The following is a 25375-nucleotide window of genomic DNA, read 5'->3' as shown; positions in this document are numbered from 1 at the left end:
CTCAAATCCGTTCGGTAGACAACCTAAATCCCGATTTTTGTTTCCTTTGACAGTCCGCAGCCGATTTGGTACCTGTTCCTATTAGAGTGGAAATTCAGCTATACGGCGTCCGCGGATCCATCCCTTCTCCCTTGCGGACCCCGGAATATAGGGAAAAGATTTTAACGATTCTCAAGATGGCGGAAACTTCCGGGGGCAAAGCGTTTTCTTCCCCAGAAACTTGGCTGGAAACCTTACCCGATTACCTGACTTTCGTAACGGGCGGGAATACGACTTGCATTAAGGTCCGCTCCTCCTCGGGCGATTCGGTTCTAATCGACATGGGTACCGGCGTGAGGGTATTGGGGGATGAACTCATTCAAGGCGAATTCGGAAAAGGAAATGGAGAATTATCCATTTTCTTCACTCATACTCATTGGGACCATATTCAGGGAATACCTTTCTTTAAACCTCTTTACATTCCGGGAAATAAATTCACACTCTATTCCCCGAGTAAGGATTTAGAGGACCGGCTTTATTATCAGCAAGAACCTAGATTTTTTCCGGTATCTTTCGAACGATTTGCGGATCAATGTAGCTTCCGGCAACTCAAAACCGAAGAGGCTGTCCTGATCGGAGGAATGAAGATCGAATGGCTTCCGCTCAAACATCCTGGCGGGTCGGTCGCGTATAAGTTTACTGAAAATGGAAAAAGCTTCATTTTTGCTACGGATGCGGAATATACCGGAGAAGATTTGCCGCTGGTGGTGCAACAGAAGCCCTTTTTCCTCGGAGCCGATTTGCTGCTTTTGGATTCCCAGTACACCTTGGACGAATCGTTTCAGAAATTCGATTGGGGACATACTTCCTATACGATGGCGGTTAATTGTGCTTCGAATTGGGAAGTTAAAACTCTCGCCTTGACACACCATGAGCCTGCGTATTCCGACGAAATTTTAGCAATCATCTTGGATGACGCCAAAACCCATGCTGAAAATCTTGGTACCAAGGACCTATCCATAATCCTGGCTCGGGAAGGAATGAAATTCGAACTCGTATGACTCTTTTTAGCGACGGAATCCATCGGACGACCAAAATCCTGCTCGGGATCGCCTTGGCAGGCGGATTGTTTTTCGGCTATATACTTTCGGAGGTGGACGAGGGGGGGGAGCTCGCGATGCTTGCTTCCTATCAACCTACGACCCCGACCCGTCTTTACGATAATAACGGAATCGTTTTCGCCGAACTATATCGACATAAACAGCAGTTGCTCAAATACCAAGATATTCCTCCTCATGTCGTGCAGGCCTTCCTGTCCGTAGAAGATAATAATTTCTTCAATCACTTTGGAATCGACTTCATGGCGATCAGTCGCGCGGCCATCGTGAATGTGCTCTCGGGAAGGATCAAGCAAGGCGGTTCGACACTAACCCAGCAGTTGGCCAAAACGGTCTTACAGAATAGAAAGAGATCGTTCATCCGTAAGTTCGTGGAAGCCCTCTTTACTCTGCAGATCGAGCAGGAATATTCTAAGGAAGAAATCCTAGAAATTTACTTTAATTTAATATATTTAGGACATGGAACCACCGGTTTGGCGTCGGCGGCCGACGTGTATTTTCATAAGGACGTGACGGATTTGGATGTAGCCGAGGCCGCTTTATTGGCTCGTCTGCCCAAGGCTCCCGTGGACTATTCTCCATACAAGAATCCCGCCGCAGCCAAGCGCGCCCATCTGGAAGTTTTGAAATTGATGGCGGGACAGGGATTCATTCCCGCGGATAAGGTCCAATTCATTCACGACGAATTTTGGGAAAAATATTGGCCGGTCGTAATTACTCAATCCCCCTCACAGTCGACTTGGGGAACCAAATTGAATCGGGCTCCTCATTTTACGGAATTCGTAAGACAGAAATTATTAAAAGTATTGGGAGAAGATCGACTTTATAACGGCGGATTGAAAATTTACACCACCCTCGACGTCCGAAAGCAGGAAATCGCCCAGGAAGAACTTCGTAAGGCGCTTAAAAAACACGATGATCTCGTTTCAGGTGTAACGGTTAACTACGCCGGCGGGGCCGATCGAGGACTTGTGGGTTTATACGGACTTTTAGGTTCAGTTTTTCCCGTGGGAGTTCCTTTCGTAAGTAAACTGGACGATAAGGCGAACTTTCGGGTTGCGCTTGAAAAAGAGCTGATCGACGCCGCCGATTTACTGACCCTTTTCACGCCCGAGGCGGATAACGAATCGGCCTCGTTTACCGAATTCCAAAAAAGGTCCGCAGTTTTCGGAAAGAACCTGCACGTGGAAGGTGCCGCGATTACGATCGATCATACGAACGGCTATATTCAAACGATGGTCGGCGGATACGAATTCACTCCTAAGAATCAATTCAACCGAGCGGTCCAAGCTCGGCGACAAACCGGTTCTTCGTTTAAACCCTTCGTTTATGGTGCTGCAATTGCCGAGAGAGTTGTGGGCTCCGGAACGGGAATTATGGACGCTCCGCTTACGACTTTGACGGAGGAGGGAGAAGGTTGGTCCCCTCAAGACTTTGACGGAGATTTTCAGGGAATGGTCCCTCTTTCGAGAGCTCTATCGCTCTCGCTGAACATCGTGTCCGTGCAGGTCTTCCTCAGGACGGGTGCGGATGCTGTCATAGATTTTGCATCTCGTTTAACAAAGGCTGATAAGAGTCGTTTTCCTTCCAGCCCTGCGCTTGCGCTCGGAATCGCGGAGTTGACCCCCTACGAGATGGCGGTCGGATATTCGATTATCGCAAACAAAGGCAGAAACGTAATTCCCTTTGCCGTCCGTTACGTGATAGACCAATCCGGAAACGTAATTTACAACGAGGAAGAGAAAGTTCGACAAGAGTTGGAAAGGGAGAGGGAAGACGGATCCATCCAAGTGATCAGCGAGGGCACTTCCTATATTCTGCGCAGAATGCTGATGATGGTCGCGATGGCCGGAACCGCCACCGACGGATTAAGGAATCCCGAAAAAGGAAATTATAAAGGCTTTGCCGCGGGTAAAACCGGCTCGACTTCCTCGTTTACTAACGCTTGGTATTGCGGATTCGATCCTAAGCTTACGACAGTGATTTGGATGGGCTTTGATAAAAGTTCGATTTCATTAGGAAGAGGGCAGGCTGCATCGGTCCTCGCCGTTCCTATCTGGGGAAGAATGTACAACAGATTTTACGGTGGGGAAGGGTATCCGAATTTCGGAAACGAACACGGTGAGGACCTCCCACCGGACGAAGTTCAGGGTGGTGGAACCTGCGCTTATAACGGGCTGACTCCCAAACCGGGAGTTTGTCCGATGACGCAAAATTTAACCTTAAAACCTATTACGGTTGCCGGAGTAACGAAGTCCGTACAAGGCAATCGACAATGCGACGGTGACCGGGACCATCATCGATCGATCGATTTCCGCGAATTCTTACAGCAGGAATATCAGATTAGCGATGAAGAAATCGGGAAAACCGAGAGGAAGTTTAAACCTAAAACGGATTAAGAGACTTAAGCGATCGGTTTTCGGTGATTTACGCTCGATTGCGATTGAGTTCGCTTATCCTTTGTCTTAGTTGAATTTTTGCGTCGGTTGGAATTTTTTTTCCGATGAAGGCCCGGAGTTGATGGAAATCCTCTTTGCCGGTCGAAATTTAACCGTCGAATTGAATAGGAAGAGGTTATTTTCATCAAAACACGGTTTTGCCAAGAACCGCTTTACAGAATTTTTCGGCTTACGGAAAGTGAAATGGAGGCGGTCTCGGAATGGGACGGATAACTGCCTCCGCAGGATCAAGATGTCGATAGAGATCAAGGTTCCCGAAATGGGCGAATCCATTACGGAAGCTACCATAGCAAATTGGGTTAAAAAAGAAGGCGAACGAGTAGAACAGGATGAAGTCCTCGTAGAACTGGAAACCGATAAGGTGACCATGGAAGTCCCGGCCCCGTCGGCGGGAGTCCTCCAGAAGATAAATAAAAAGCCCGGAGAAACGGTTAAAATCAAAGAAGTCATCGGACTTATCGATTCAGCCTCCTCCTCAAGCTCTCCTTCCCCCTCCTCCACTTCTCCAGAAACAGCCAAAACGACCTCAGCACCGATAGTAAATAATGCAGGAGCCGTCAACGAGACGCTTCCGCCGGCGGTTAGAAAGTTGATCGATGATAACGGTTTAAATCCGGCCTCGATCCGTGGCACCGGAAAGAACGGGCAAATTACGAAAGAGGACGTCTTAACGGCTGCGGCCAATAAGGCGACTAACGTGACGGCAGGCCCTTCCACCCAACCGCAACCGGTAAAAGAAATTCCTAAAGCGATTCCGGCCGCAAACAGAGGAAATCTGCCTCGCGAGAACGTAGTTCCTATGACCAAGCTTCGCCAGACTATCGCGAATCGCTTGGTTTCCGCACAACATAACGCGGCGCATCTTACGACGTTTAACGAAGTGGATATGAGCGCCGTGATGGATCTTAGGAATAAATATAAGGATAAGTTCAAGGACGCTCATAATATCGGACTAGGATTCATGAGTTTCTTTACGAAGGCTGCGATCGGCGCATTGAAAATCATTCCCGCCATCAACGCTGAAATTCGCGGAACGGATACGGTTTATAAGAATTATTACGATATCGGAGTGGCCGTAGGAGGGCCGAAAGGCCTCGTCGTTCCTATCGTCAGGGACGCTGATTTGCTCAGTTTTGCGCAGATCGAATCCGAGATTGCCAGACTTGCGAATAAGGTAAAAGACGGCAAAATCGAACTTTCGGAAATGGAAGGGGGAACCTTTACGATTTCGAACGGGGGAATTTACGGATCAATGATGTCGACTCCGATCCTGAATCCGCCTCAAAGTGGAATTTTAGGACTTCATAATATAGTGAAGCGCGCCGTCGTTGTAAACGACCAGATCGTTATTCGCCCGATGATGTATTTGGCTCTTTCCTACGATCATAGGATCGTGGACGGAAAAGAGGCGGTAACTTTCTTGGTAAAAGTAAAAGAAGCGATCGAGGATCCGACTCGGCTTCTTTTGGAAGTATAGGGAATCGATAGAAATGGCGGAAGAATTCGACGTACTAGTTATCGGTTCGGGCCCGGGTGGATACGTAAATGCGATCCGCGCCGCTCAGTTGGGCTTAAAGACCGGAATCATCGAAAAGAGAAAAACCCTGGGGGGAACCTGCTTAAACGTAGGATGCATTCCTTCCAAGGCCTTATTGGACTCTTCGGAAGAATATCATAAAGTTCTTCATAAAACCCAGGACCACGGGATCGGAGTCGGCAAGGTTACGCTCGATCTCGGTAAGTTGATGGAACGTAAGAATGTGATCGTTAAGGAAGTCACCGACGGCGTCGACTACTTGATGAAAAAGAATAAGATCACTCGTTACGAAGGTTTCGGAAAATTATTGGGCGGGGGAAACGTAGAGGTTTCGCTTACCGATGGAAAAAAGGAAATTCTATCCGCAAAGCATATCGTATTGGCGACAGGATCCGTTCCGATCGATATTCCTAGTCTTCCGGTGGACGGAAAAACGATCATTACTTCGGATCATGCGATCGATCTTCGGGTCGTCCCGAAAAAACTCGTTATTATCGGCGCCGGCGTTATCGGACTCGAATTAGGATCCGTTTGGCAACGCCTGGGTTCCCAGGTCACGGTCGTCGAGTTGCTACCAGGTCTATTAACGAATATTGATAAATCCTTCGGGAACTTACTCCAAAGAAGTTTGGAAGGTCAGGGATTCGATTTCTTATTCGAGCACAAGGTCTTGGGCGCCAGTTCGGGTAAGAGCGGCGTGAAGGTTAAAATTGCGGCGCCCGACGGCAAGGAATCCGAGCTGGATGCGGATGTCGTTTTAGTGGCGATCGGACGAAAGCCCTTCATCGAGGGGATCGGCTTGGAGGACGCAGGGGTCCAATTAACCGAGAGAAAACGCATCAAAGTGGATTCCCATTTCCGGACGAATATTCCGGGTATCTATGCCATCGGCGATGTGATCGACGGCCCCATGCTGGCGCATAAAGCCGAAGAAGAAGGAGTCGCCCTCGCGGAGTTAATCGCCGGCCAATCCGGCCATGTGAATTATTTAGCCGTTCCCTCCATAATGTATACTTGGCCGGAATTGGCTTGGGTCGGAAAGGGAGAAGAGGAACTCAAGGCCGCGGGTGTCGAATACAAAACCGGAAAGTCCCTATTTAAGCCAAATGCAAGAGCAAAAGCGATGAACGAGGCCGAAGGCCAAGTAAAGATATTGGCGGATAAAAAGACGGATAAGATTTTGGGAGCCTTTGTCTTCGGGCCTAGGGCCTCGGACATGATCGCCGAATTGGCGGTCGCAGTGGAATTCGGCGCTTCGGCCGAGGATATTGCAAGATCGTTTCATGCACACCCTACCTTATCCGAAGTTGTAAAAGAGGCGGCAATGGCCGTCGATAAGTGGGCGATTCACGCATAGGGAGTTTTCATTATGAAAATCGAACAATTAATGGCATTATACGGAGAAAACGGAGTTCTCCTGGAAGAACTTTACGAAAAGTTTAAGAAAGATCCCCAGTCTTTGGACAAGGAATGGGCTCTCTTTTTCCAAGAAGTCGAGACCAACGGGGTCTATTCCGGTAACGGAACTAACGGCGCCTCGAACGGTAATGGAAACGGAAAAGGAGCCGTGGCGACTTCATTTACTGACGCCCAGGCGGGTTCTTTTCGTGAAATGGGGATCATCAACCTTCTGAATGCGTATAGAAGGCAGGGGCACCTTGCTGCCGATTTGGATCCATTAGGAATTTTTAAACCGAATCGCAAATTCATAGACGCTAAACTGGGGAACTTGACCCAGTCGGACTTGGATACGGTCGTCGACACCAATAACGCTAGTCTCGGAAGAGCTAAGCTTAGGGATGTCATCGACTGGTTTGAAAAGACCTATTGTAGCACGATCGGATACGAACAATATTATCTTGTAAACGACGAGGAGCGAGAATGGTTGCAAAAACAGGTCGAATCCGTCGATTTCCATGCTCCTTTATCCAAAAGTATCCGTCTCCGCCTCTTTGAAAAACTTTTCCAAGCCGATCATTTCGAAACGTTTCTCGCAAAAAAATACGTGGGTAAAAAGCGCTTCTCCCTGGAAGGAGGGGAGAGCATGATTCCCATGCTAGATACGATCGTGGAAGAGGCCGGACATTTTAAAATGGACGGACTCGTTATCGGCATGGCTCATAGAGGTCGCTTAAACGTACTCGTTAATGTGATTGAAAAGCCGGCTTCCTTGGTATTCGCCGAGTTCGAGGAAAAAGCGGAAAAAGGTGCCGTCAGCTACGCCGACGTAAAATACCATTTGGGTTATTCCAACAGTAAAATGACGACAGCGGGCAAGGAAGTAAAGTTATCTTTGGCTTTTAATCCTAGTCATTTGGAAGCCGTAAATCCGGTCGTAACCGGATCCGTTCGCGCACGACAAGAGCAGTACGACGATACCGAGCGCTCTAAGTATATGCCTGTAACCATCCACGGAGACGCCGCGTTTGCCGGACAGGGAGTGGTTGCGGAAACCATTAACTTAATGAATTTAGAAGGTTATACGACCGGTGGAACGTTTCACATCGTCATCAATAACCAGATCGGCTTTACCACGCTGCCGAACGAATCTAGATCGACTTTGTACGCGACCGACTTGGCAAAAGGTTATCAGATCCCCATCGTGCACGTTAACGGCGACGATCCGGAGGCGGTTTACCGAGTGACTAAACTCGGGATGGAATATCGTCAGAAGTTTAAAAAGGATTTTATCATCGATTTGATCTGCTATCGCCGACTCGGGCATAACGAAACCGACGAACCTGCATTCACCCAGCCCAAAATGTATGCGGTAATCAAAAGTCATCTTCCGACCGCGCAACTCTACGAAAAGAAATTATTGGCGGACGGAGATATTACTAAAGACGAAATCGATTTCATCAAAAACGGCTCGCAACAAGGCTTGGAAGATTCTTTCCAAAGAGCTAAAGAGCAGGATATTAAGATGAAGGTCGATACGATGCGCGGAGTTTGGGCCCGCTACTCCAAGGATCCTCTGGACAGCGGCACGGCGACTTCCGTACTTGCGGAGCAGATGGATCGAATCGTTCATGCGATCACGACCGTTCCGGAAGGATTCACTCCGAATCCGAAATTAGTCAAGCTCCTACAAAGTAGAAAAGAAATGGCGGAAGGAAAAATTCCTTTGGATTGGGGGATGGCCGAGGCGCTATCCTTCGGATCGATTCTGGAAAACGGTTTTAGAATCCGACTTTCGGGACAGGACAGCCAAAGGGGTACTTTCTCTCATCGTCATGCGGTTCTTGTGGATATTAATTCCGGCGAAAAATACGTAGGATTGAATCATATCTCTGACAAGCAAGCCAAGGCCGAGATCGTAAATTCATCGCTTTCGGAATTTTCCGTTTTGGGATTCGAATACGGTTACTCGCTTTCGGATCCGAATGCCTTGGTTATTTGGGAAGCGCAGTTCGGAGACTTTGCCAATAATACTCAAGTGATCTTCGACCAATTTCTTTCCAGTTCGGAAGTAAAATGGCAAAGGTTATCGGGTTTAACCATATTGCTGCCTCACGGATACGAAGGCCAAGGACCCGAACATAGCTCGGGTCGTATAGAGAGATTCCTCCAGCTCTCCGCCGACAATAATATGCAGGTCGCGAATTGTACGAATGCGGCACAATACTTCCATTTGCTCAGACGGCAGATGCTTAGAAATTTCCGTAAACCGTTGATCATCTTTACGCCGAAATCGCTTTTGCGGTTTCCGGGTGCTTTGTCTCCGATCGAAGATCTGTTGAAGGGAGCTTTCAAAGAAGTTCTACCCGATTCGGGCGATTTAAAAGCGGATAAAGTCGAAAAAATCGTGTTCAGTTTCGGAAAAGTCTATTACGATTTATTAAAATATCGCGAAGAAAATAAGGTTCAAAATACCGCATTGATTCGCGTGGAGCAAATGTATCCGTTCCCGAATAAGGAAATCGAGGCGATTTTAAGAACTTATAAGAACGCGAAAACATTCGTATGGTGCCAGGAAGAACCGAAAAATCAAGGTGCATGGTTTTTCGTACGGGATCGTTTGGAAGAACTTCTTCCTTCGTCCTCGCGATTGAAATATGCGGGTCGAAAAGAATCTCCGAGTCCGGCTGCGGGTCATATGAAAGTCCATCTTCAGGAGCAAGACCAACTCGTGCAGGATGCGTTTCTTTACTGAATAAAAAGAAGGTTTCTGAATCCCTCGGAAACCTTCGCTTCTTTTATTAGAACTTTGTACTCGAATCTTCGTCTACCGAATAATATATTCTGTTCGTTTGGTAGACCGAGCAGTAGGTAATCATCAATACCATGAATGCAAATGCAAGCGAACCAGTGCTTCTTGCTCTACTCTTTGCGGATCGAGTGATAACCGAAGACAACGGCAAGCGCGGAATTATCGGAACGTTTACGAAATTCTTTGCGCAGCAATTCCCTGTCGTTTTCCCACCTTGGGGAATTTATATCTGTGTTACGAATCTTACTCCGGGTGATCATGAATTTACGCTCGAACTTGAATTTGCGGATACGAGTGAAAAAATAATGGGAGTCGGCGGAACGATTCGAGTGAATAACGGTGCAGAGCCCGTCGAAATCGGCATTCCAATCCCGCACGCAGTTTTTCCGAGAGAAGGACGTTATATTTTACTCTTACGTGTCGGAGGAGATATTGTCGGGAGTCGACCTCTTTGGGTCGATCAAGTTCCTGCCGTTCCTCCGCCCGCTTAGCTTCATCGGCCGTCCCGATTTTTACTTATGGTGTGATTGATGATTTGACTTCGCTTTGCTTAACCATACTCCGGGTATTTTGGGCGCCTCCTCACTTCGTGAGGACCGGGCTGCTTCGGGTTCGCGTAGTCACGCTCATCCAACACATTTTATTTTTCTAATATAGCCCGCGTTTTATTCGGGTGTTGGACTAAAGCCCTGCGCATCCCTGGCGCTGAGGCAGAAGATGGGGGACGTCTCCCCCGCGCTGCAGCCGCGCCCGCGCGTCTTCCGCTACTCAATCGAGCGACCCTTAGGGAGCGAGATTCCCGTAGGGTGACTGAACGAAGTGAAGTCAAATTTTCAATCAAACAAACTGCATTTGAATTAACTCCATATCTCCGGGGAATCGTCCGCTCGCACCCCCGGACCCAAGGCACCAGAGGACAAAACATTGAAAAGCGGAGTTCCTACGTTCTAGAGAAAGATTCTTAAGTTATCAGTGGATTTTTCCCTCGTCCTCCGTAGCATTTCTAACGTCGAGCGGATTCTGTCTTCAATCCGCAGTCCTCTGAAAAACGATTTAGCTTAAAGAACTAAGCCCTTTGACGCAGTTCCTCTTATTCCCGAAATTTATAATATTCAAATCTGCTCATGCCTAAATCCGACATTTAAAACTTATATTGCAGGATATATCCCGTATGGGAGATCTCCGTAACTTGAAAATGGGGGGATTGACGGTACTGAGACGCATTCCGTTAGAGCCTATAGAATTATTTTATAATAGACAAAGGTCTCGCTCCCTTTTGGGAGACGTCAGTCCAGTAGAATTTAGCCCGAATTACTTAAAAAGTGTCGCCAAAAACCTAATTGGATCGAGACAAGGAAATTTCATACCCGGAAATTGCTGAGAAAAGGATTCAGATTTGGTTTATATATTTATCATTGATTGATTGTTAGGTTTTATTTTGTATTCACTTTACGGATCGAAGTACTCCAGTAGCATATACTAATGTCCGATATGATAATATAGTAATTGAAATATTTATTTTAATACCGACTTCCAATTACGGTATTAAGAAGCTATTCAAGCTTTCGAAGATCCTATTTTCACCGGGTTTATAATCTTGGGTCTTCGATCCTTGCCATAATTGTTACGAGAATTTATTTTTGAATATTAAATAGTTTAAGGAGATAAAATGGAAGATTATTCAGGTTTTGTAAATATATATTCTATACAAAAAACCCTGCGTTTTGAATTAAAGCCCGTGGGAAAGACTCTAGAACATATAGAGAAAAAAGGATTTTTAAAGAAAGATAAAATTCGAGCCGAAGACTATAAGGCCGTTAAAAAAATTATAGATAAGTATCATAGAGCATATATCGAAGAAGTCTTTGATTCAGTATTGCATCAAAAAAAGAAAAAAGATAAAACAAGATTCTCGACTCAATTTATAAAGGAGATAAAAGAATTCTCCGAATTGTATTACAAGACGGAAAAGAATATACCGGATAAAGAGAGGCTTGAGGCATTATCCGAGAAACTAAGAAAGATGCTAGTAGGGGCTTTTAAAGGGGAATTTAGTGAAGAAGTCGCTGAAAAATATAAAAATCTATTTAGTAAGGAATTAATCAGAAATGAAATTGAGAAATTCTGTGAGACGGATGAGGAAAGGAAACAGGTTTCGAATTTTAAGTCATTTACAACTTACTTTACTGGATTTCATAGCAATCGGCAGAATATATATTCGGATGAAAAAAAATCTACGGCTATCGGATATCGAATCATTCACCAAAATCTTCCGAAATTTCTCGATAACTTAAAAATCATCGAATCTATTCAAAGGCGATTTAAAGATTTTCCCTGGTCGGATTTGAAAAAGAATTTAAAAAAAATAGATAAGAACATTAAATTAACAGAATATTTTTCGATTGATGGGTTTGTTAATGTCTTAAATCAAAAAGGAATAGATGCGTATAATACGATTTTGGGAGGGAAATCGGAAGAAAGTGGAGAGAAAATTCAGGGGCTTAATGAATATATTAATTTATACAGACAGAAGAATAATATAGATCGGAAAAATTTACCGAATGTAAAGATTTTATTCAAACAAATTCTCGGGGATCGGGAAACTAAATCCTTTATTCCCGAAGCATTTCCGGACGATCAAAGCGTCTTAAATTCCATCACAGAATTTGCAAAGTATCTGAAACTCGATAAAAAAAAGAAGAGCATCATAGCAGAGCTTAAAAAGTTTCTTTCGAGCTTCAATCGGTATGAGCTAGATGGAATTTATCTAGCAAATGATAATAGCCTCGCATCAATCTCCACCTTCCTCTTTGATGATTGGAGTTTTATTAAGAAATCTGTTTCTTTTAAATATGACGAATCAGTCGGTGATCCTAAAAAAAAGATAAAGTCGCCTCTCAAATATGAAAAAGAAAAAGAAAAATGGTTAAAACAAAAATACTATACAATTTCATTCTTGAACGATGCCATAGAATCTTATTCCAAAAGTCAGGACGAAAAACGAGTTAAGATTCGTCTCGAAGCCTACTTTGCGGAGTTCAAATCGAAGGATGATGCAAAAAAACAATTCGATCTACTCGAAAGGATAGAAGAGGCTTATGCGATAGTAGAACCGCTTTTGGGAGCCGAATACCCGAGGGATCGAAATCTTAAAGCTGATAAAAAGGAAGTCGGTAAGATCAAAGACTTTTTGGATTCCATTAAATCGTTACAATTCTTTTTAAAACCTCTGCTTTCTGCGGAAATTTTCGATGAAAAGGATTTAGGCTTTTATAATCAATTGGAAGGCTATTACGAAGAAATCGATTCAATCGGTCATCTTTATAATAAAGTGCGAAACTACTTGACTGGAAAAATATATTCGAAAGAAAAATTCAAATTAAACTTTGAAAACTCTACATTGCTAAAGGGCTGGGATGAGAATCGCGAAGTTGCTAACTTGTGTGTAATTTTTCGGGAAGATCAAAAATATTATCTCGGGGTAATGGATAAGGAAAATAATACAATTTTATCGGATATTCCTAAAGTAAAACCCAATGAATTGTTTTATGAAAAGATGGTGTATAAACTTATTCCCACTCCTCATATGCAGCTTCCAAGAATAATCTTTTCTTCAGATAATTTGAGTATTTATAATCCGTCTAAATCTATTTTAAAGATCCGAGAGGCTAAGAGTTTTAAAGAAGGCAAGAACTTTAAGCTAAAGGACTGCCACAAGTTCATTGATTTCTATAAGGAATCCATTTCTAAAAATGAAGATTGGAGTAGGTTCGACTTTAAATTCTCAAAAACCTCCAGTTACGAAAATATTAGCGAATTTTATCGAGAAGTAGAAAGACAAGGTTACAATCTCGACTTTAAGAAAGTATCAAAGTTTTATATCGATTCGTTAGTAGAGGATGGTAAGCTTTATCTATTTCAAATTTATAATAAGGATTTTTCGATCTTTTCTAAAGGTAAGCCGAACCTTCACACGATTTATTTTAGGTCATTGTTCTCCAAGGAAAATTTAAAGGATGTATGCCTGAAGCTAAACGGCGAAGCGGAAATGTTCTTTCGTAAGAAATCAATTAACTACGATGAAAAAAAGAAACGAGAGGGTCACCATCCTGAATTATTCGAGAAATTAAAATATCCGATTTTAAAGGATAAACGTTATTCGGAAGATAAATTCCAATTTCACTTACCTATTTCTTTAAACTTCAAATCAAAGGAACGACTCAATTTTAATCTCAAAGTAAACGAATTTCTTAAAAGGAATAAGGATATAAATATTATTGGGATCGATCGTGGAGAGCGTAACCTTCTCTATTTAGTCATGATCAATCAGAAGGGGGAGATCCTTAAACAAACCTTGCTAGATTCAATGCAAAGTGGGAAAGGCCGTCCTGAAATAAATTACAAAGAGAAGTTACAAGAAAAAGAAATTGAAAGAGATAAGGCGAGAAAATCTTGGGGGACCGTAGAGAATATCAAAGAACTAAAAGAAGGCTATTTATCCATAGTAATTCATCAAATTTCAAAACTCATGGTCGAAAATAATGCGATCGTTGTATTGGAGGACTTGAATATAGGATTTAAGAGGGGGCGTCAAAAAGTAGAAAGGCAGGTTTATCAAAAATTTGAGAAAATGTTAATTGATAAACTGAATTTCCTTGTATTCAAAGAAAATAAACCAACGGAGCCGGGAGGAGTGTTGAAAGCTTATCAATTAACGGATGAGTTTCAAAGTTTCGAAAAATTAAGTAAGCAGACTGGATTTCTTTTTTATGTGCCCTCCTGGAATACTAGTAAGATAGATCCAAGAACGGGATTTATCGATTTTTTACACCCGGCATATGAAAATATAGAAAAAGCTAAACAATGGATCAATAAATTTGATTCGATTCGGTTTAATTCTAAAATGGACTGGTTTGAATTTACTGCTGACACTAGAAAATTCAGCGAAAATTTAATGTTGGGTAAAAATCGGGTTTGGGTTATTTGTACAACGAATGTAGAAAGATATTTTACGTCTAAAACTGCAAATTCATCCATTCAATATAATTCCATTCAAATCACGGAAAAATTAAAAGAGCTATTTGTCGATATTCCCTTTTCGAATGGGCAAGATCTGAAACCTGAAATATTGAGGAAGAATGATGCAGTATTTTTTAAAAGCCTATTGTTTTATATAAAAACCACTCTTTCTCTTAGGCAGAATAATGGAAAAAAGGGGGAGGAGGAAAAAGATTTTATACTCTCTCCAGTAGTGGATTCCAAAGGACGGTTTTTTAACTCTTTGGAAGCAAGTGACGATGAGCCGAAAGATGCTGATGCCAACGGTGCTTATCATATCGCTCTGAAGGGTCTTATGAACCTTCTGGTTCTGAACGAAACTAAAGAAGAAAATCTGAGTAGGCCGAAATGGAAAATCAAAAACAAAGATTGGCTGGAGTTTGTGTGGGAAAGAAATCGGTAATTATGAGCGATGGAAACGTATATCCCTATTTCATTTTTGAACGACTTCATATTCTGTCCGAGATCTATCTATTTTCATCAAGTACACGGCACGTTGGATCAAGCCATGTACCATTCGAAACCTCAGACAGAAGGGTTAGCGGCACACCGAGCGATCGATACTGGAAGCTATACAACTAGGAAAGATGTTCTCGTCGGTATCGACGTGTATTGTGAGAAATACGGAATACAAGGGAAAATAGACATATTCGATATAAAAACGGGATGTCTAACCGAAAGAAAGAATCAGATTATCAGAATTTACGATGGCTACATTTTTCAAGTATACGCTCAGTATTTCGCTCTGGAAGAGATGGGCCTAGCTGTAAGGCAAATTCGACTCCATGATATTACTAAAAATATAAATCACCAGATTCCTTTGCCCTCCGAAAACCAGGAGATGTTTGATAAGTTCGAAAAGCTTATTCGAGATATAAAGGATTTCGATTTGGAGCGGTCCGGTTTTAAGGCAAATATTGAAAAATGCAGGAAGTGCATTTATTCACATTTATGCGATTATAGCCTATGTTAAGTCTGAACGATTTTAGAGAAAAAATAGTAGTCATCTCTACTTCTTCGGAAGGACAAGCGGTAAGTTTTAAAAATGATAATTTATTAATTAAAGATGCAGATGGCAATACGATTACTCAGGTGTCTTGTTATCGGATTTTTTCCTTATGGATTATCGGCGGAACTTCTATAACGTCTGGTATTATACAGCGAAGTAAGTCGTTCGGATTTTCAATTTATTTGTTATCATACGGAATGCGTTTAATCGGAATCTGGAATTCCGCGGCAGAAGGTAATTTTCTTTTAAGATCAAAACAGTATTCTTACGAGGGACTCGATATTGCGTATCATATAGTGCAAAATAAAGTCCAAAATCAGATTTCATTACTCAAATCGATTCGAAAGAAGTCGGATCGGGTTAAGGAAGGGATTGTGAATTTAGAAACTTATTTAAAGAAAGAAGGGGAGGAATTGAGCCTTCAATCCATTCTTGGGCTAGAAGGAATATCCTCCCGGGTTTTCTTTAATGCTTGGTTTGAAGAGAATAGCTGGCGAGGAAGAAAGCCTCGTACAAAATTCGATATTACGAATACCGTAATGGATATCGGGTATACTTATCTCTTTTATTTTGTGGAATCCATGCTTAATTTATACGGCTTCGATGTATTCAAAGGTGTGTATCATAGAAATTTTTATCAAAGAAAATCTCTTGTATGCGATATTGTAGAACCTTTTCGCTGTATCATTGATAAAAAGATTAAAAGTGCTTACGGGTTGAAACAGATCCAAGGAAAGGATTTTAATTCTTCGAAAGGTCGATTATTATTAAAAATCGACCAAAACAAAAAATATACCCATTGGTTAATGGAAGCGATACTGAAGCATAAAGAAGATATTTTCGATTACACTCAAAAATATTACAGGGCTTTTATGCGCAATCGACATATAAAAGAATATCCTGTTTTTTTGATTAACGGTGAGGATTAACCATGCTGCTTATTTCTTACGATATCAGTGATACGAAATTGCGAACCCGTTTTGCAAAGTTTTTAAAGAAATTTGGAGAGCGACTTCAATATTCGGTCTTCGAGATTCGCAATAGCGAGCGGGTTCTCATTAATATAGAGACTCAAATTAAGCAATACTTTGAAAAAAAGTTTTCACAAAATGACAGTATCATAATATTTCACATGAGTGCTCATTGTAAAATAACTCGATACGGTTTTGCGAAAAATCAAGAAACAGACCTGCTAATTTTGTAAGCGTTGCAAACCTCCGTCTTCCTGTTTAAAATTGGATGAAAAATACTGTTTATGTCCGAAAAAGTACGAAAAAAACCCCGTTTTCTAATAAATAATGCTGGAAATTACCCCATTTGCGTAGCCTTTATTCGATTACCTCTCTAAAGAGAGGAAAGAATTTCTACTTTTGTAGATTGGCTCTTTTAAACATATTTCCATTATCTCTAAAGAGAGGAAAGAATTTCTACTTTTGTAGATAACTCCATCCGGGGAAAAAGAAACACTCTAAAGAGAGGAAAGAATTTCTACTTTTGTAGATAAATACTGGGCAGATCTCTTGAACATCTCTAAAGAGAGGAAAGAATTTCTACTTTTGTAGATCGAACATGATTCGATTATTGTAGAAGCTCTAAAGAGAGGAAAGAATTTCTACTTTTGTAGATATTATCCGCTCCCGCTTCCGTCTCCGCTCTAAAGAGAGGAAAGAATTTCTACTTTTGTAGATTCTAGCTGTTACGACTAAATCGTAAGCCTCTAAAGAGAGGAAAGAATTTCTACTTTTGTAGATAGTTGCATATTTTAATAGAGATTGTATCTCTAAAGAGAGGAAAGAATTTCTACTTTTGTAGATATCTGCGAAAGAATACGATAACTGTGACTCTAAAGAGAGGAAAGAATTTCTACTTTTGTAGATGTGATTAACTCATAGGCTTTTCCGGACTCTAAAGAGAGGAAAGAATTTCTACTTTTGTAGATGAAATGACATGGATCAAACAAAATGACCTCTAAAGAGAGGAGATACCTAACGTCCAATACCTATACTGCACCGAGCAGCTTCTGTCTAGCGCGAGCGAAGCGAGCGCGTCTGTCCTCAGTCCTCAGTTCATTGAAACAACGGAACAAGTCCATACGCGGACTCGAAAGGTTCCGCTTGTTCTTCGCAGGCCCAAAGTTCTAGGCTTTTGTCATATCCCGCTTTTGCATTTAACGTAAATATAATTTGATTTTTCCTAGATTGGCACTTGATGGATTCGATCAGGCCTTGACGGTTTCGGTTGCAAGCACTTGCAATTCTCAATATACCCGAAAGCTTTAGGACGATCTCTTGCTCTCGATACCCCAAACGTTGGAACTCCCGGTGCTTTACTTTCGGGCCGCTTTTCCGATGATATCTTGCGGTCAGGGCAATGATTTCGATTTCTCCCCAAGTAAATCCCAACATCGCCTCGGAGTTTCGAATCAGATAATAACTATGTTTATGATACGCGGAATGAGAAATGAACAATCCGACCTCGTGCAACAATGCCGCGGCCTCTAACAATTCCCGTTCCTCGTTTCCTAAGTTATGAACGTTCTTTAACTGATCGAATAAATCGAGAGCAAGCTTCGCCACATGCCTAGCGTATATCTCGTCTCGAGTGAAGGAAACCAGCAAATTATGGACGGATTTTTGGCGAATATCGTCCAAATGACGGGAATGTTCGTCGTCTTGGAAATGTTCCCATTTCCGAATCGTATCGTAAATAATTCCTTCCCGCAGAGCTAATTCCGAAACGATCAAATTCGGAAGATCCAGTTGTTGGAATAACTCCTCCAAGATCAGAATCCCGCCTACGATAATATCCGAACGCTTGGAATCGAGTCCCGGTAGCTTTGCCCTTTTTTTGGAAGTATCCGCCTCTAACACTAGATTCTTGGCTTTTCGAAATTCTCCGGCGGAAATTCTAAAATGATTTAGAGGGCGTTCTTCCTGCTCTCCGTTAAAGGCTCGAATGATTCCGGCGACTGCCTGAACGGTTCCGGAAGAACCGATGATCAATTCCGGGTGGAGATCCCTCAGTACTTTACGAAAGGGAAGAATCATTTCCTCGATGTAAAGCTTGCACTTTTTGATTTCGGCGAAGGAAAGGGGATCCGATTTCAGGAATTTCTCGGTAAGTCGGATTGCACCTAATTTGAAGCTTTTGGAAAAAAGGATGTCTCCTCGGTAACCGACTAGAATTTCCGTGCTTCCTCCGCCGATGTCGATCATCAGTATCTTTTTATCGAAGACCGGCAGGCCTTGAAGAACTCCGAAATAAATTAAACGCGCCTCTTCGTAGCCGCTAATCACGTCGATTCGTATTCCGGCTTCTTTTCGGGCGGCTTCCTGAAAGGCGGTTCGATTAGAGGCTTCTCTCAAGGCGGACGTGGCTACCGCACGGATTTCGGCCTTGGAGTTTTCGGCTATGACCTTGAAGCGTTTTAAGCATTCGATGGCGCGTCGAAATGCAGGCGGGTCGATTTCTCCGCCTTCTTCCAAACCGCTTCCTAAACGGACGTTTTCTTTTTCTCTGGTCAAGGCTTCGAAGGTGCCGTTTTCACGAACCCGGACCACGATCATATGAAAGGAGTTTGTGCCAAGATCGATGGCAGCAAGGGTGTTTGCCCGAACCATAATTTCCGCTAAGTTTCGTCGGGCCCTTAGTGTTTCCAATTTGTTTTTCGTTTTTTTTGTTTTGGAATTGCCCGTACGACTTGCGCAAGAAATATTGAATTGGATCAACCACGGAAAAATCCTGATGATTTTTCCATTCTTCGCAGATAATACAAAGAGAAAGCCCCCGAAAGTGGCAGAAAGGGAAAGTAATGATATTCGATAAGCTCTACGGACTATTTTCCAATGATATGGGAATCGACCTCGGAACCGCAAACACGTTGGTTCACGTGAAAGGCCAGGGGATCGTACTCTCCGAGCCTTCCGTAGTAGCGGTGCACGCTGCCACCGGAAAGGTTTTGGCGGTAGGACAGGAAGCCAAAAGAATGCTCGGGAGAACACCCGGTGAAATCGTCGCAATACGACCCATGAAGGACGGAGTTATCGCCGACTTCGAAACCGTGGAAAAAATGATTCGGTATTTCATCGCGAAGGTTCATAATCGGACCACATTCGTGAAGCCGCGGATCGTGATCGGAGTTCCCTCCGGAATCACCGAGGTGGAACGTCGCGCAGTCCGCGAATCCGCGGAACAGGCCGGAGCCCGCGAAATCTTCCTCATCGAAGAGGCCTTGGCGGCCGCGATCGGTGCAAACATTCCGATCAACGAACCCGCAGGAAACATGATCGTCGATATCGGCGGTGGAACGACCGAGATTGCGGTGATTTCTCTCGGAGGAATGGTAATCGCAGAATCGATCCGAACCGGTGGGGACGAATTTGACGAAGCAATCATTAAATATTTACGGAACCAATACAACCTCGTCGTGGGGGAAAGGACTGCGGAAGATATCAAACTGACCATCGGTAATGCCTACCCGGAAAAGAAAACGGAGACCATGGAAGTAAAAGGCCGGGATGCGATTTCGGGTCTTCCCAGGACGTTAGAATTGGAATCGAACGAAATCCGTAAGGCCCTGAAAGAACCCACCGACGAAATTCTAGACGGGATTAAGAGAGTTTTAGAAAGGACTCCTCCTGAACTTGCTTCGGATATTGTAGAGCGGGGGATCGTACTAACGGGAGGTGGATGTCTCTTACGAGGATTGGAAACCTACCTTTCAAAGGAAACGGGCGTGCCGGTTTTCCGAGCGGAGAACCCTCTAACCTGCGTTGTTTTAGGTACTGGAAAATATCTAGACGAGTTGAAATATATAAAACCAGGAATCCGCTAAGGGTTCCATCGGGGGACATCCCGCCCGAGTCGCCGGTCCGAGCGATCTAAGGCTGGGCGGGTGCTAAACGTTACATGCTTTGGATTCAGGTCAGTAAAAGTAAGGAAGCCGTCTCCCTCCTTTTTTGTATTCTATTCTCCCTATTATCCCTCGTATTCAAAAGCAATGTGCTAGTGAGAGGGATCGCCAGCTTTCAGAGAGTGGGGGATACGGTTTCGGGTTCGATCGACGGAATCGGCTCCTTCTTTAAAGGGGCCTATACGAAACTTGAGTCCTTCGAAACAATCCGACAGGAACGAGACGCCTGCGTAGCCGCCATGGATGAATACAAACTTCTTCCTCAGGACTTGGATCGCTTGGGAAGAGAAAACGAAACGCTTCGTCGGGAATTGCATTTTAATACGAGACAAAAGTTTTCCAGCGTGAAAGCGGAAGTTCTATCCGTTCGTTTGAATTCAATCTATAGAACGATCATCATCGACAAAGGTTCCGAAGCAGGGATTAAACCGTATATGCCTGTCACGGCTCGTTCCGTGGATCAAAAAGGCGAAATCATCGAAGCGCTCGTAGGTAAGGTGATTGCGGTTACCGGAGGATCGGCGGTCGTTCAACCCTTAATCAATTCCAATTTTAATATGGGCGTTTCCATTCCGGATAGCAACTTATGGGCAAGTCTTTCCGGCAACTCCGGACGCGGAACGGAAGCATTGATGAATTATATCGATAGCGGCATCGTTATCGACCCGAGGGTTTTCGGAGATTATCCGATGGGGCCGACCGAAATGATCCAGTACACGGAATCCTTAAGTAAAATCGGAAAGGCCGTTTATTCGTCCGGGTCTTCGGGAGTATTTCCTCCGGGAATCCCCGTCGGAATCATCACGGAAGAAGGCCCTAGGAACGGAAGTTTCAAAACCGCATTTTTGAAACCTTTCGTTCGCTTCGATATGCTGGAGTCCGTTACGATCGTACTGAAGCTTCCGGAAAAATGGGCGGAAACCTGGCCGGAAGGTCAAAATATTAATATTGAAAATCCGTATTTCGGGGAGTTGAATTATCCCAAGGAAGACCGGGAGCCGAAGAATCCTGTTCATCCGGTGCAGGGAGGAACGATTCCTCCGCAACCTCAGAATAGAAAACCTGTAAAACCTAAGGCGGAGGGTGGCCCGGGCTTCTCCGAAGAGGAACAAAACGAATGATCCTCGAATATGTAGTCATAGCTGCCGGTATTTTTATATCACATTTCCTGAACGGAACGAATGCCTTGGAAATGTGGGGAAATAAACCGGACTTTATGGTTCTGTTTGTTCTTTTCTTCGCGCTTCGAAAGGGCGCAATGGCTGGGATTTGGATCGGTTTTTTCGGCGGCTTACTCTCTGATTCCGGTTTGGGGGGAGAGATAGTCGGGAATGTAATGACTTATAAGATAGGATTGCATTCCTTAACATTCTGCGTAATGGGATATTCGATCGGTAAATTCGCAAGATCCGCGTACCATGAGAATTATCTTTCTATAACCCTTTATTCTTTGGTGATCACCCTGATCACGAGGGTCGCGACTTATTTTCTATTTTCGCTTTTCTTTCACGAGAATTTAAGCTATTCTATTTTCAGTACGTCGATTTACAACGCGATCATCGCTCCGTTGTTCTTTTATCTACTCGGTAAATTGTACAGACTGGAACAATTGGAGGCCTAAGTGCTCGGAGGATCTCCCACATCCACAGAGTTTAAACTAGAGAGGAGCTTTCGAGTTCGTCTTTACGTCTTTTCCGGCTTTGTGGTATTTACACTGGCTTCCTTCGTCATCCAACTTTTTAATTTGCAGATCGTTCAAGGTACGAATAATTCCTTAAAAGCCGAAAAGTTCGTTCGAAAGAGCGAGACGATTCCCGCAGCGCGCGGAGAAATGTTTGATCGGAATTTTCTTACTCCCGAGACTTCCATGGCATTGGTCTCCAATTATTCCAGTTTGGATGCGGTTTTAAATACATCTCTCTTAAAATACGACCCTTCGAAAGTTCGGAATTTCTTGCATGAATTCGCAAGAACGTTATCGATTCCGATGTCGTACTACGAAGAGGATTTGATCGAACCTAAATTCTCGAAGAATATTAAATCTAAAAAACCCTTCGTTTTGCTTGAGGCGATCAGCAAGGCGCAACAGGAAAGGATTTCGGTATTCGATACGGTCTCGAAATACGTAATTTTGGTCCCTTCGCCTCGACGCATCTACAAAATGGGTCCGGCTTTGGCGCACGTCACGGGGTATATCGGAAAGCCTTCCAAGACGGATCTTTTAACACGGGAGATTAAGTCCTATCAATGGCTCGGGAAGAGCGGACTGGAATTGGAGTACGACGAGAGACTGCGCGGAGCCGACGGTTTTCGAATCCAAAAACGCAGTTCCGAAGGCAATATCGAAGAGGAAAGAGTCGTGGAACATTCGACTCCGGGGAATAACCTGATTCTCACGATCGATAAGGACATTCAGATCGCCGCATATAAAGCGTTGAAAGGAGCGAGAGGTACGGCAATCGCGATGCGCCCGGCAACCGGAGAAATATTGGCTATGGCTTCGAATCCGAGCTTCGATCCTAACGTTCTATCGGGCAAAAACCGATCCGAACGAACAGCGCATTATAAACGTGTGGATTCGAACGGCGGATTTTTAAATTTAGCGATACAATCGAAATTTCCCCCGGCTTCCACATACAAAACGTTAGTCGCCTTGGCTGCGTTGGAGAGCGGTCATAAAGTGGACTATACTCCGGAGACGACATACAGTTGTAACGGAAGTTTTATATTGAAATCCACGTTTGCGGGAGTTCCCGATCAGATTTTCTTGTGTTGGGAAAAAGGAGGTCATGGAACGAACGATTTGGCCCACGCGTTGCAAAAGTCCTGTTCGGTTTACTTTTATAATCTCGGTTATAAATTGGGGTCCGATCCTATCCTAACGTATTCCCGTCTTTTCGGATTGGATGCAAAATCCAATATCGATCTACCGGACGAAAAGCAAGGCTTTGTTCCCTCTTCGGCATGGAAGAAGCGGACGTACGGAACGAAATGGTTCGACGGGGATACGATCAACCTTTCTATAGGACAGGGCTTCATGTCCGTAACTCCGTTGGGAATGGCCCTTTTTTATGCAGGTTTGCTCAATCGAGGGCAAATCTATCAGCCTTATACTGTGAGTGAAATTCGTGATCCGGTAGATAATTCGATTATCAATCGCACTGAACCGCAGATATTAAGGGACATCCCGATACAACCCTCCACCGTCGAAGCCATTAAGGCCGGACTACGTTTGGTGGTGAAAAGCGGAACTGCGTCTTACGTTCTTAACAAACCCGGATTGCCGGATATCGCCGGAAAAACCGGAACTGCCCAGACCAGAAGAAGAGGTTCTTCGGGATCGAATCACGCCTGGTTCGTGGGATACGCGCCCGCTAGTGCTCCCGTAAGCGAGCAGATTTTAATCGCAGTCTTTGTCGAATACGGTATCGGTGGAGCTGCGGGCGCGGCACCGGTTGCAAGAGAAATGTTTCGAGCGGCTTTCCCACCGGGCAGTTTCAAACGGGTTGCGGAAGCTCCCGACCCCGGCACCCCTGTCCTTCCGGAGAAATCCAATGATGTCAGATAGATCCATCGATCGCATCGACTACTTTCTCGTGATCTCGGTAGTTATAGTCGTTTTATGCAGCGTTCTTACCTTGTATTCTCAGGAATTCAATTTCGACGACCAAGGGTCAGGGTTGTTCGCTCATAAATGGGCGAGACAGTTTCTGTACTTTCTCATAGGGTTAGTCGCGATGTGGTTCATCTCTCGCGTGAACTATCAGTTGATCGGTTCGTATGCTTTGTTCATTTATTTATTCGTAATATTTCTTCTCGTGCTCACTTTGATTCCCGGGATCGGTTACTTACCATCCGGACGTGGAGCTCGTTCCTGGCTGAAAATCGGCCCCGTCGGAATTCAGGCTTCGGAATTCGCTAAATTGTCCACGGTAATTCTTCTCGGACAGTATCTAGTATTACGGGAAAAGGAGATGAAGAAAATCACGGTCTTGATTCTACCTTTCGTGATCGTACTCGTTCCGATGGCGCTGATTCTTTTACAACCGGATTTCGGAACGGCAGTTTCCTTTCTTCCGATTTTATTCACGATGTTGTTCTTAGGCGGAGCGGATTACCTTCACATTAGTTCCTTCCTGACTTTGGGAGGAATTTCCTTGTTGATTCCGATGTATGTGGAGTATTCGCGTTTGACTTTGTTAAACGACATTTTGGCCTTCCTGCAGAGGACCGGGAAAACGGATTTATTATCCATCGTGAATCGACTAGGAGGAAAGATTTGGCAGGTCCTTGACGGAAAAGATATCGCCGGAGTAAATCTGACACCTAAGACTCTGAGCTCATTGCGGGAAGCCGTCGATCAGGTAATCGATTTAGAGGCGAGTTTTGTTTTTAAACTTTTATCCAATCAGGGATTGTTGATAGGAGTAGGCGGGACTTTAATCGTGCTGAGTGTGATCATGATTTTGCTCCGTATCGCTCGAGGCGCAAAAACATTAAGAACATATTATATTCCTCTCGGAATAGTCGGGATCAGCATCCTTTCCGCGGTTGTCGTTATGAAAACGGTTCCTTTTCGCGAAAATCAGGTAATTCGTTTAACGGCGTTCCTGAATCCGGACGAATTTAAGCAGGGGGCCGGCTATCAACTACGCGCCTCCAAACCGGCAGTCGGCTCCGGAAAGCTAGTCGGGAAAGGGTTCTTAAACGCGGAAATGACTGAAGGAAAAATTCCTCATGTTCCCGAATCAAGTACGGATTTTATTTTCGCCTCCTGGGCGGAGCAGACAGGATTTATCGGCTCGGTCTTCCTGCTTTTCTTCTTGTTTTCCATTCCTTTACGAGGCCTGCAGATCAGTTATGAAAGTAAGGACCGTTTCGGATCGCTACTTGCTTCGGGTATCGTCGCCTTGCTTTTCTACCATATGGCGATTAATATCGGCATCGTTTTAGGGCTGATGCCCGTAACCGGAATTCCCTTATCGTTTATGAGTTATGGAGGTTCTCACCTAATTATGTCGATGATAGCCGCCGGAATTATTCTTTCGATTAAGATGCGAAAACACGCAAACTGATGTAGCAGGTAGAAATCT

16 protein-coding genes and 1 CRISPR repeat array are annotated in these 25375 nt (G+C 44.0%); of the genes, 15 read left to right on the top strand and 1 reads right to left on the bottom strand.

Annotated elements, in window-relative coordinates; all coding sequences use genetic code 11:
* Window positions 1-86 precede the first annotated feature (86 nt).
* From LEP1GSC047_RS12250 to cas2, 10 genes are all read left to right on the top strand, one after another.
* The gene (locus tag LEP1GSC047_RS12250; RefSeq protein ID WP_010413892.1) at window positions 87-1040 is read left to right on the top strand and encodes an MBL fold metallo-hydrolase; all 954 of its coding nucleotides are present in this window, start codon (window positions 87-89) and stop codon (window positions 1038-1040) included.
* Entirely contained in the window at window positions 1037-3496 is a 2460-nt protein-coding gene (locus LEP1GSC047_RS12245; protein WP_010413890.1) for a penicillin-binding protein 1A, read from the top strand. Before LEP1GSC047_RS12250 ends, LEP1GSC047_RS12245 begins: the two co-directional genes overlap by 4 nt.
* Before the next feature lie 292 nt (window positions 3497-3788).
* A complete protein-coding gene (odhB, locus tag LEP1GSC047_RS12240) occupies window positions 3789-5033 on the top strand; it encodes a 2-oxoglutarate dehydrogenase complex dihydrolipoyllysine-residue succinyltransferase (RefSeq protein ID WP_010413889.1) in 1245 nt (414 codons plus the stop codon).
* 13 nt (window positions 5034-5046) lie between these two features.
* Window positions 5047-6450, top strand: a complete 1404-nt coding sequence (lpdA, locus tag LEP1GSC047_RS12235; protein ID WP_010413888.1) for a dihydrolipoyl dehydrogenase — start codon at window positions 5047-5049, stop codon at window positions 6448-6450.
* A 12-nt stretch (window positions 6451-6462) separates the two neighbouring features.
* A complete protein-coding gene (locus tag LEP1GSC047_RS12230; RefSeq protein WP_010413885.1) occupies window positions 6463-9246 on the top strand; it encodes a 2-oxoglutarate dehydrogenase E1 component in 2784 nt (927 codons plus the stop codon).
* Window positions 9247-9377: 131 nt separating this feature from the next.
* Window positions 9378-9794, top strand: a complete 417-nt coding sequence (locus LEP1GSC047_RS12225; protein ID WP_010413883.1) for a DUF6941 family protein — start codon at window positions 9378-9380, stop codon at window positions 9792-9794.
* Between the two features lie 1178 nt (window positions 9795-10972).
* Entirely contained in the window at window positions 10973-14764 is a 3792-nt protein-coding gene (cas12a, locus tag LEP1GSC047_RS12215) for a type V CRISPR-associated protein Cas12a/Cpf1 (protein ID WP_020988726.1), read from the top strand.
* A 9-nt stretch (window positions 14765-14773) separates the two neighbouring features.
* Window positions 14774-15334, top strand: coding sequence for a type V CRISPR-associated protein Cas4 (cas4, locus tag LEP1GSC047_RS12210; RefSeq protein ID WP_010413879.1), 561 nt, complete (start codon window positions 14774-14776; stop codon window positions 15332-15334).
* Entirely contained in the window at window positions 15328-16299 is a 972-nt protein-coding gene (gene cas1 / locus LEP1GSC047_RS12205) for a type V CRISPR-associated endonuclease Cas1 (protein ID WP_010413877.1), read from the top strand. The genes cas4 and cas1 overlap by 7 nt, the downstream gene beginning before the upstream one ends.
* Window positions 16300-16301: 2 nt before the next feature.
* On the top strand, window positions 16302-16574 hold the full coding sequence (gene cas2, locus LEP1GSC047_RS22540) for a CRISPR-associated endonuclease Cas2 (RefSeq protein WP_010413876.1): 273 nt from the start codon (window positions 16302-16304) through the stop codon (window positions 16572-16574).
* Between the two features lie 138 nt (window positions 16575-16712).
* Window positions 16713-17309: a CRISPR direct-repeat array (repeat unit 36 nt; unit sequence CTCTAAAGAGAGGAAAGAATTTCTACTTTTGTAGAT).
* A 127-nt stretch (window positions 17310-17436) separates the two neighbouring features.
* Here cas2 and LEP1GSC047_RS12195 read toward each other — a convergent pair.
* Entirely contained in the window at window positions 17437-18990 is a 1554-nt protein-coding gene (locus tag LEP1GSC047_RS12195) for a Ppx/GppA phosphatase family protein (RefSeq protein WP_020988581.1), read from the bottom strand.
* Window positions 18991-19181: 191 nt separating this feature from the next.
* Here LEP1GSC047_RS12195 and LEP1GSC047_RS12190 point away from each other — a divergent pair, with 191 nt between their 5' ends.
* The 5 genes from LEP1GSC047_RS12190 to rodA all read left to right on the top strand — a co-directional run bounded on the left by LEP1GSC047_RS12190 (window position 19182) and on the right by rodA (window position 25357).
* Window positions 19182-20204 carry a rod shape-determining protein gene (locus tag LEP1GSC047_RS12190; RefSeq protein WP_010413872.1) on the top strand — a complete coding sequence of 341 codons (1023 nt, stop codon included), beginning with the start codon at window positions 19182-19184 and terminating at the stop codon, window positions 20202-20204.
* Between the two features lie 74 nt (window positions 20205-20278).
* The gene (gene mreC / locus LEP1GSC047_RS12185; protein ID WP_010413871.1) at window positions 20279-21403 is read left to right on the top strand and encodes a rod shape-determining protein MreC; all 1125 of its coding nucleotides are present in this window, start codon (window positions 20279-20281) and stop codon (window positions 21401-21403) included.
* Window positions 21400-21903, top strand: coding sequence for a rod shape-determining protein MreD (mreD, locus tag LEP1GSC047_RS12180; RefSeq protein WP_010413869.1), 504 nt, complete (start codon window positions 21400-21402; stop codon window positions 21901-21903). Before mreC ends, mreD begins: the two co-directional genes overlap by 4 nt.
* Complete coding sequence (mrdA, locus tag LEP1GSC047_RS12175) at window positions 21904-23850, top strand: penicillin-binding protein 2 (protein ID WP_010413868.1); 1947 nt, start codon at window positions 21904-21906, stop codon at window positions 23848-23850.
* Entirely contained in the window at window positions 23837-25357 is a 1521-nt protein-coding gene (rodA, locus tag LEP1GSC047_RS12170) for a rod shape-determining protein RodA (RefSeq protein WP_039934706.1), read from the top strand. Before mrdA ends, rodA begins: the two co-directional genes overlap by 14 nt.
* Window positions 25358-25375 lie beyond the last annotated feature (18 nt).

This window comes from Leptospira inadai serovar Lyme str. 10 (assembly GCF_000243675.2).
Lineage (GTDB): Bacteria > Spirochaetota > Leptospiria > Leptospirales > Leptospiraceae > Leptospira_B > Leptospira_B inadai.
The sequence above is the reverse complement of the archived record's forward strand: the minus strand, read 5'-3'. Positions and strand labels throughout refer to the sequence as shown.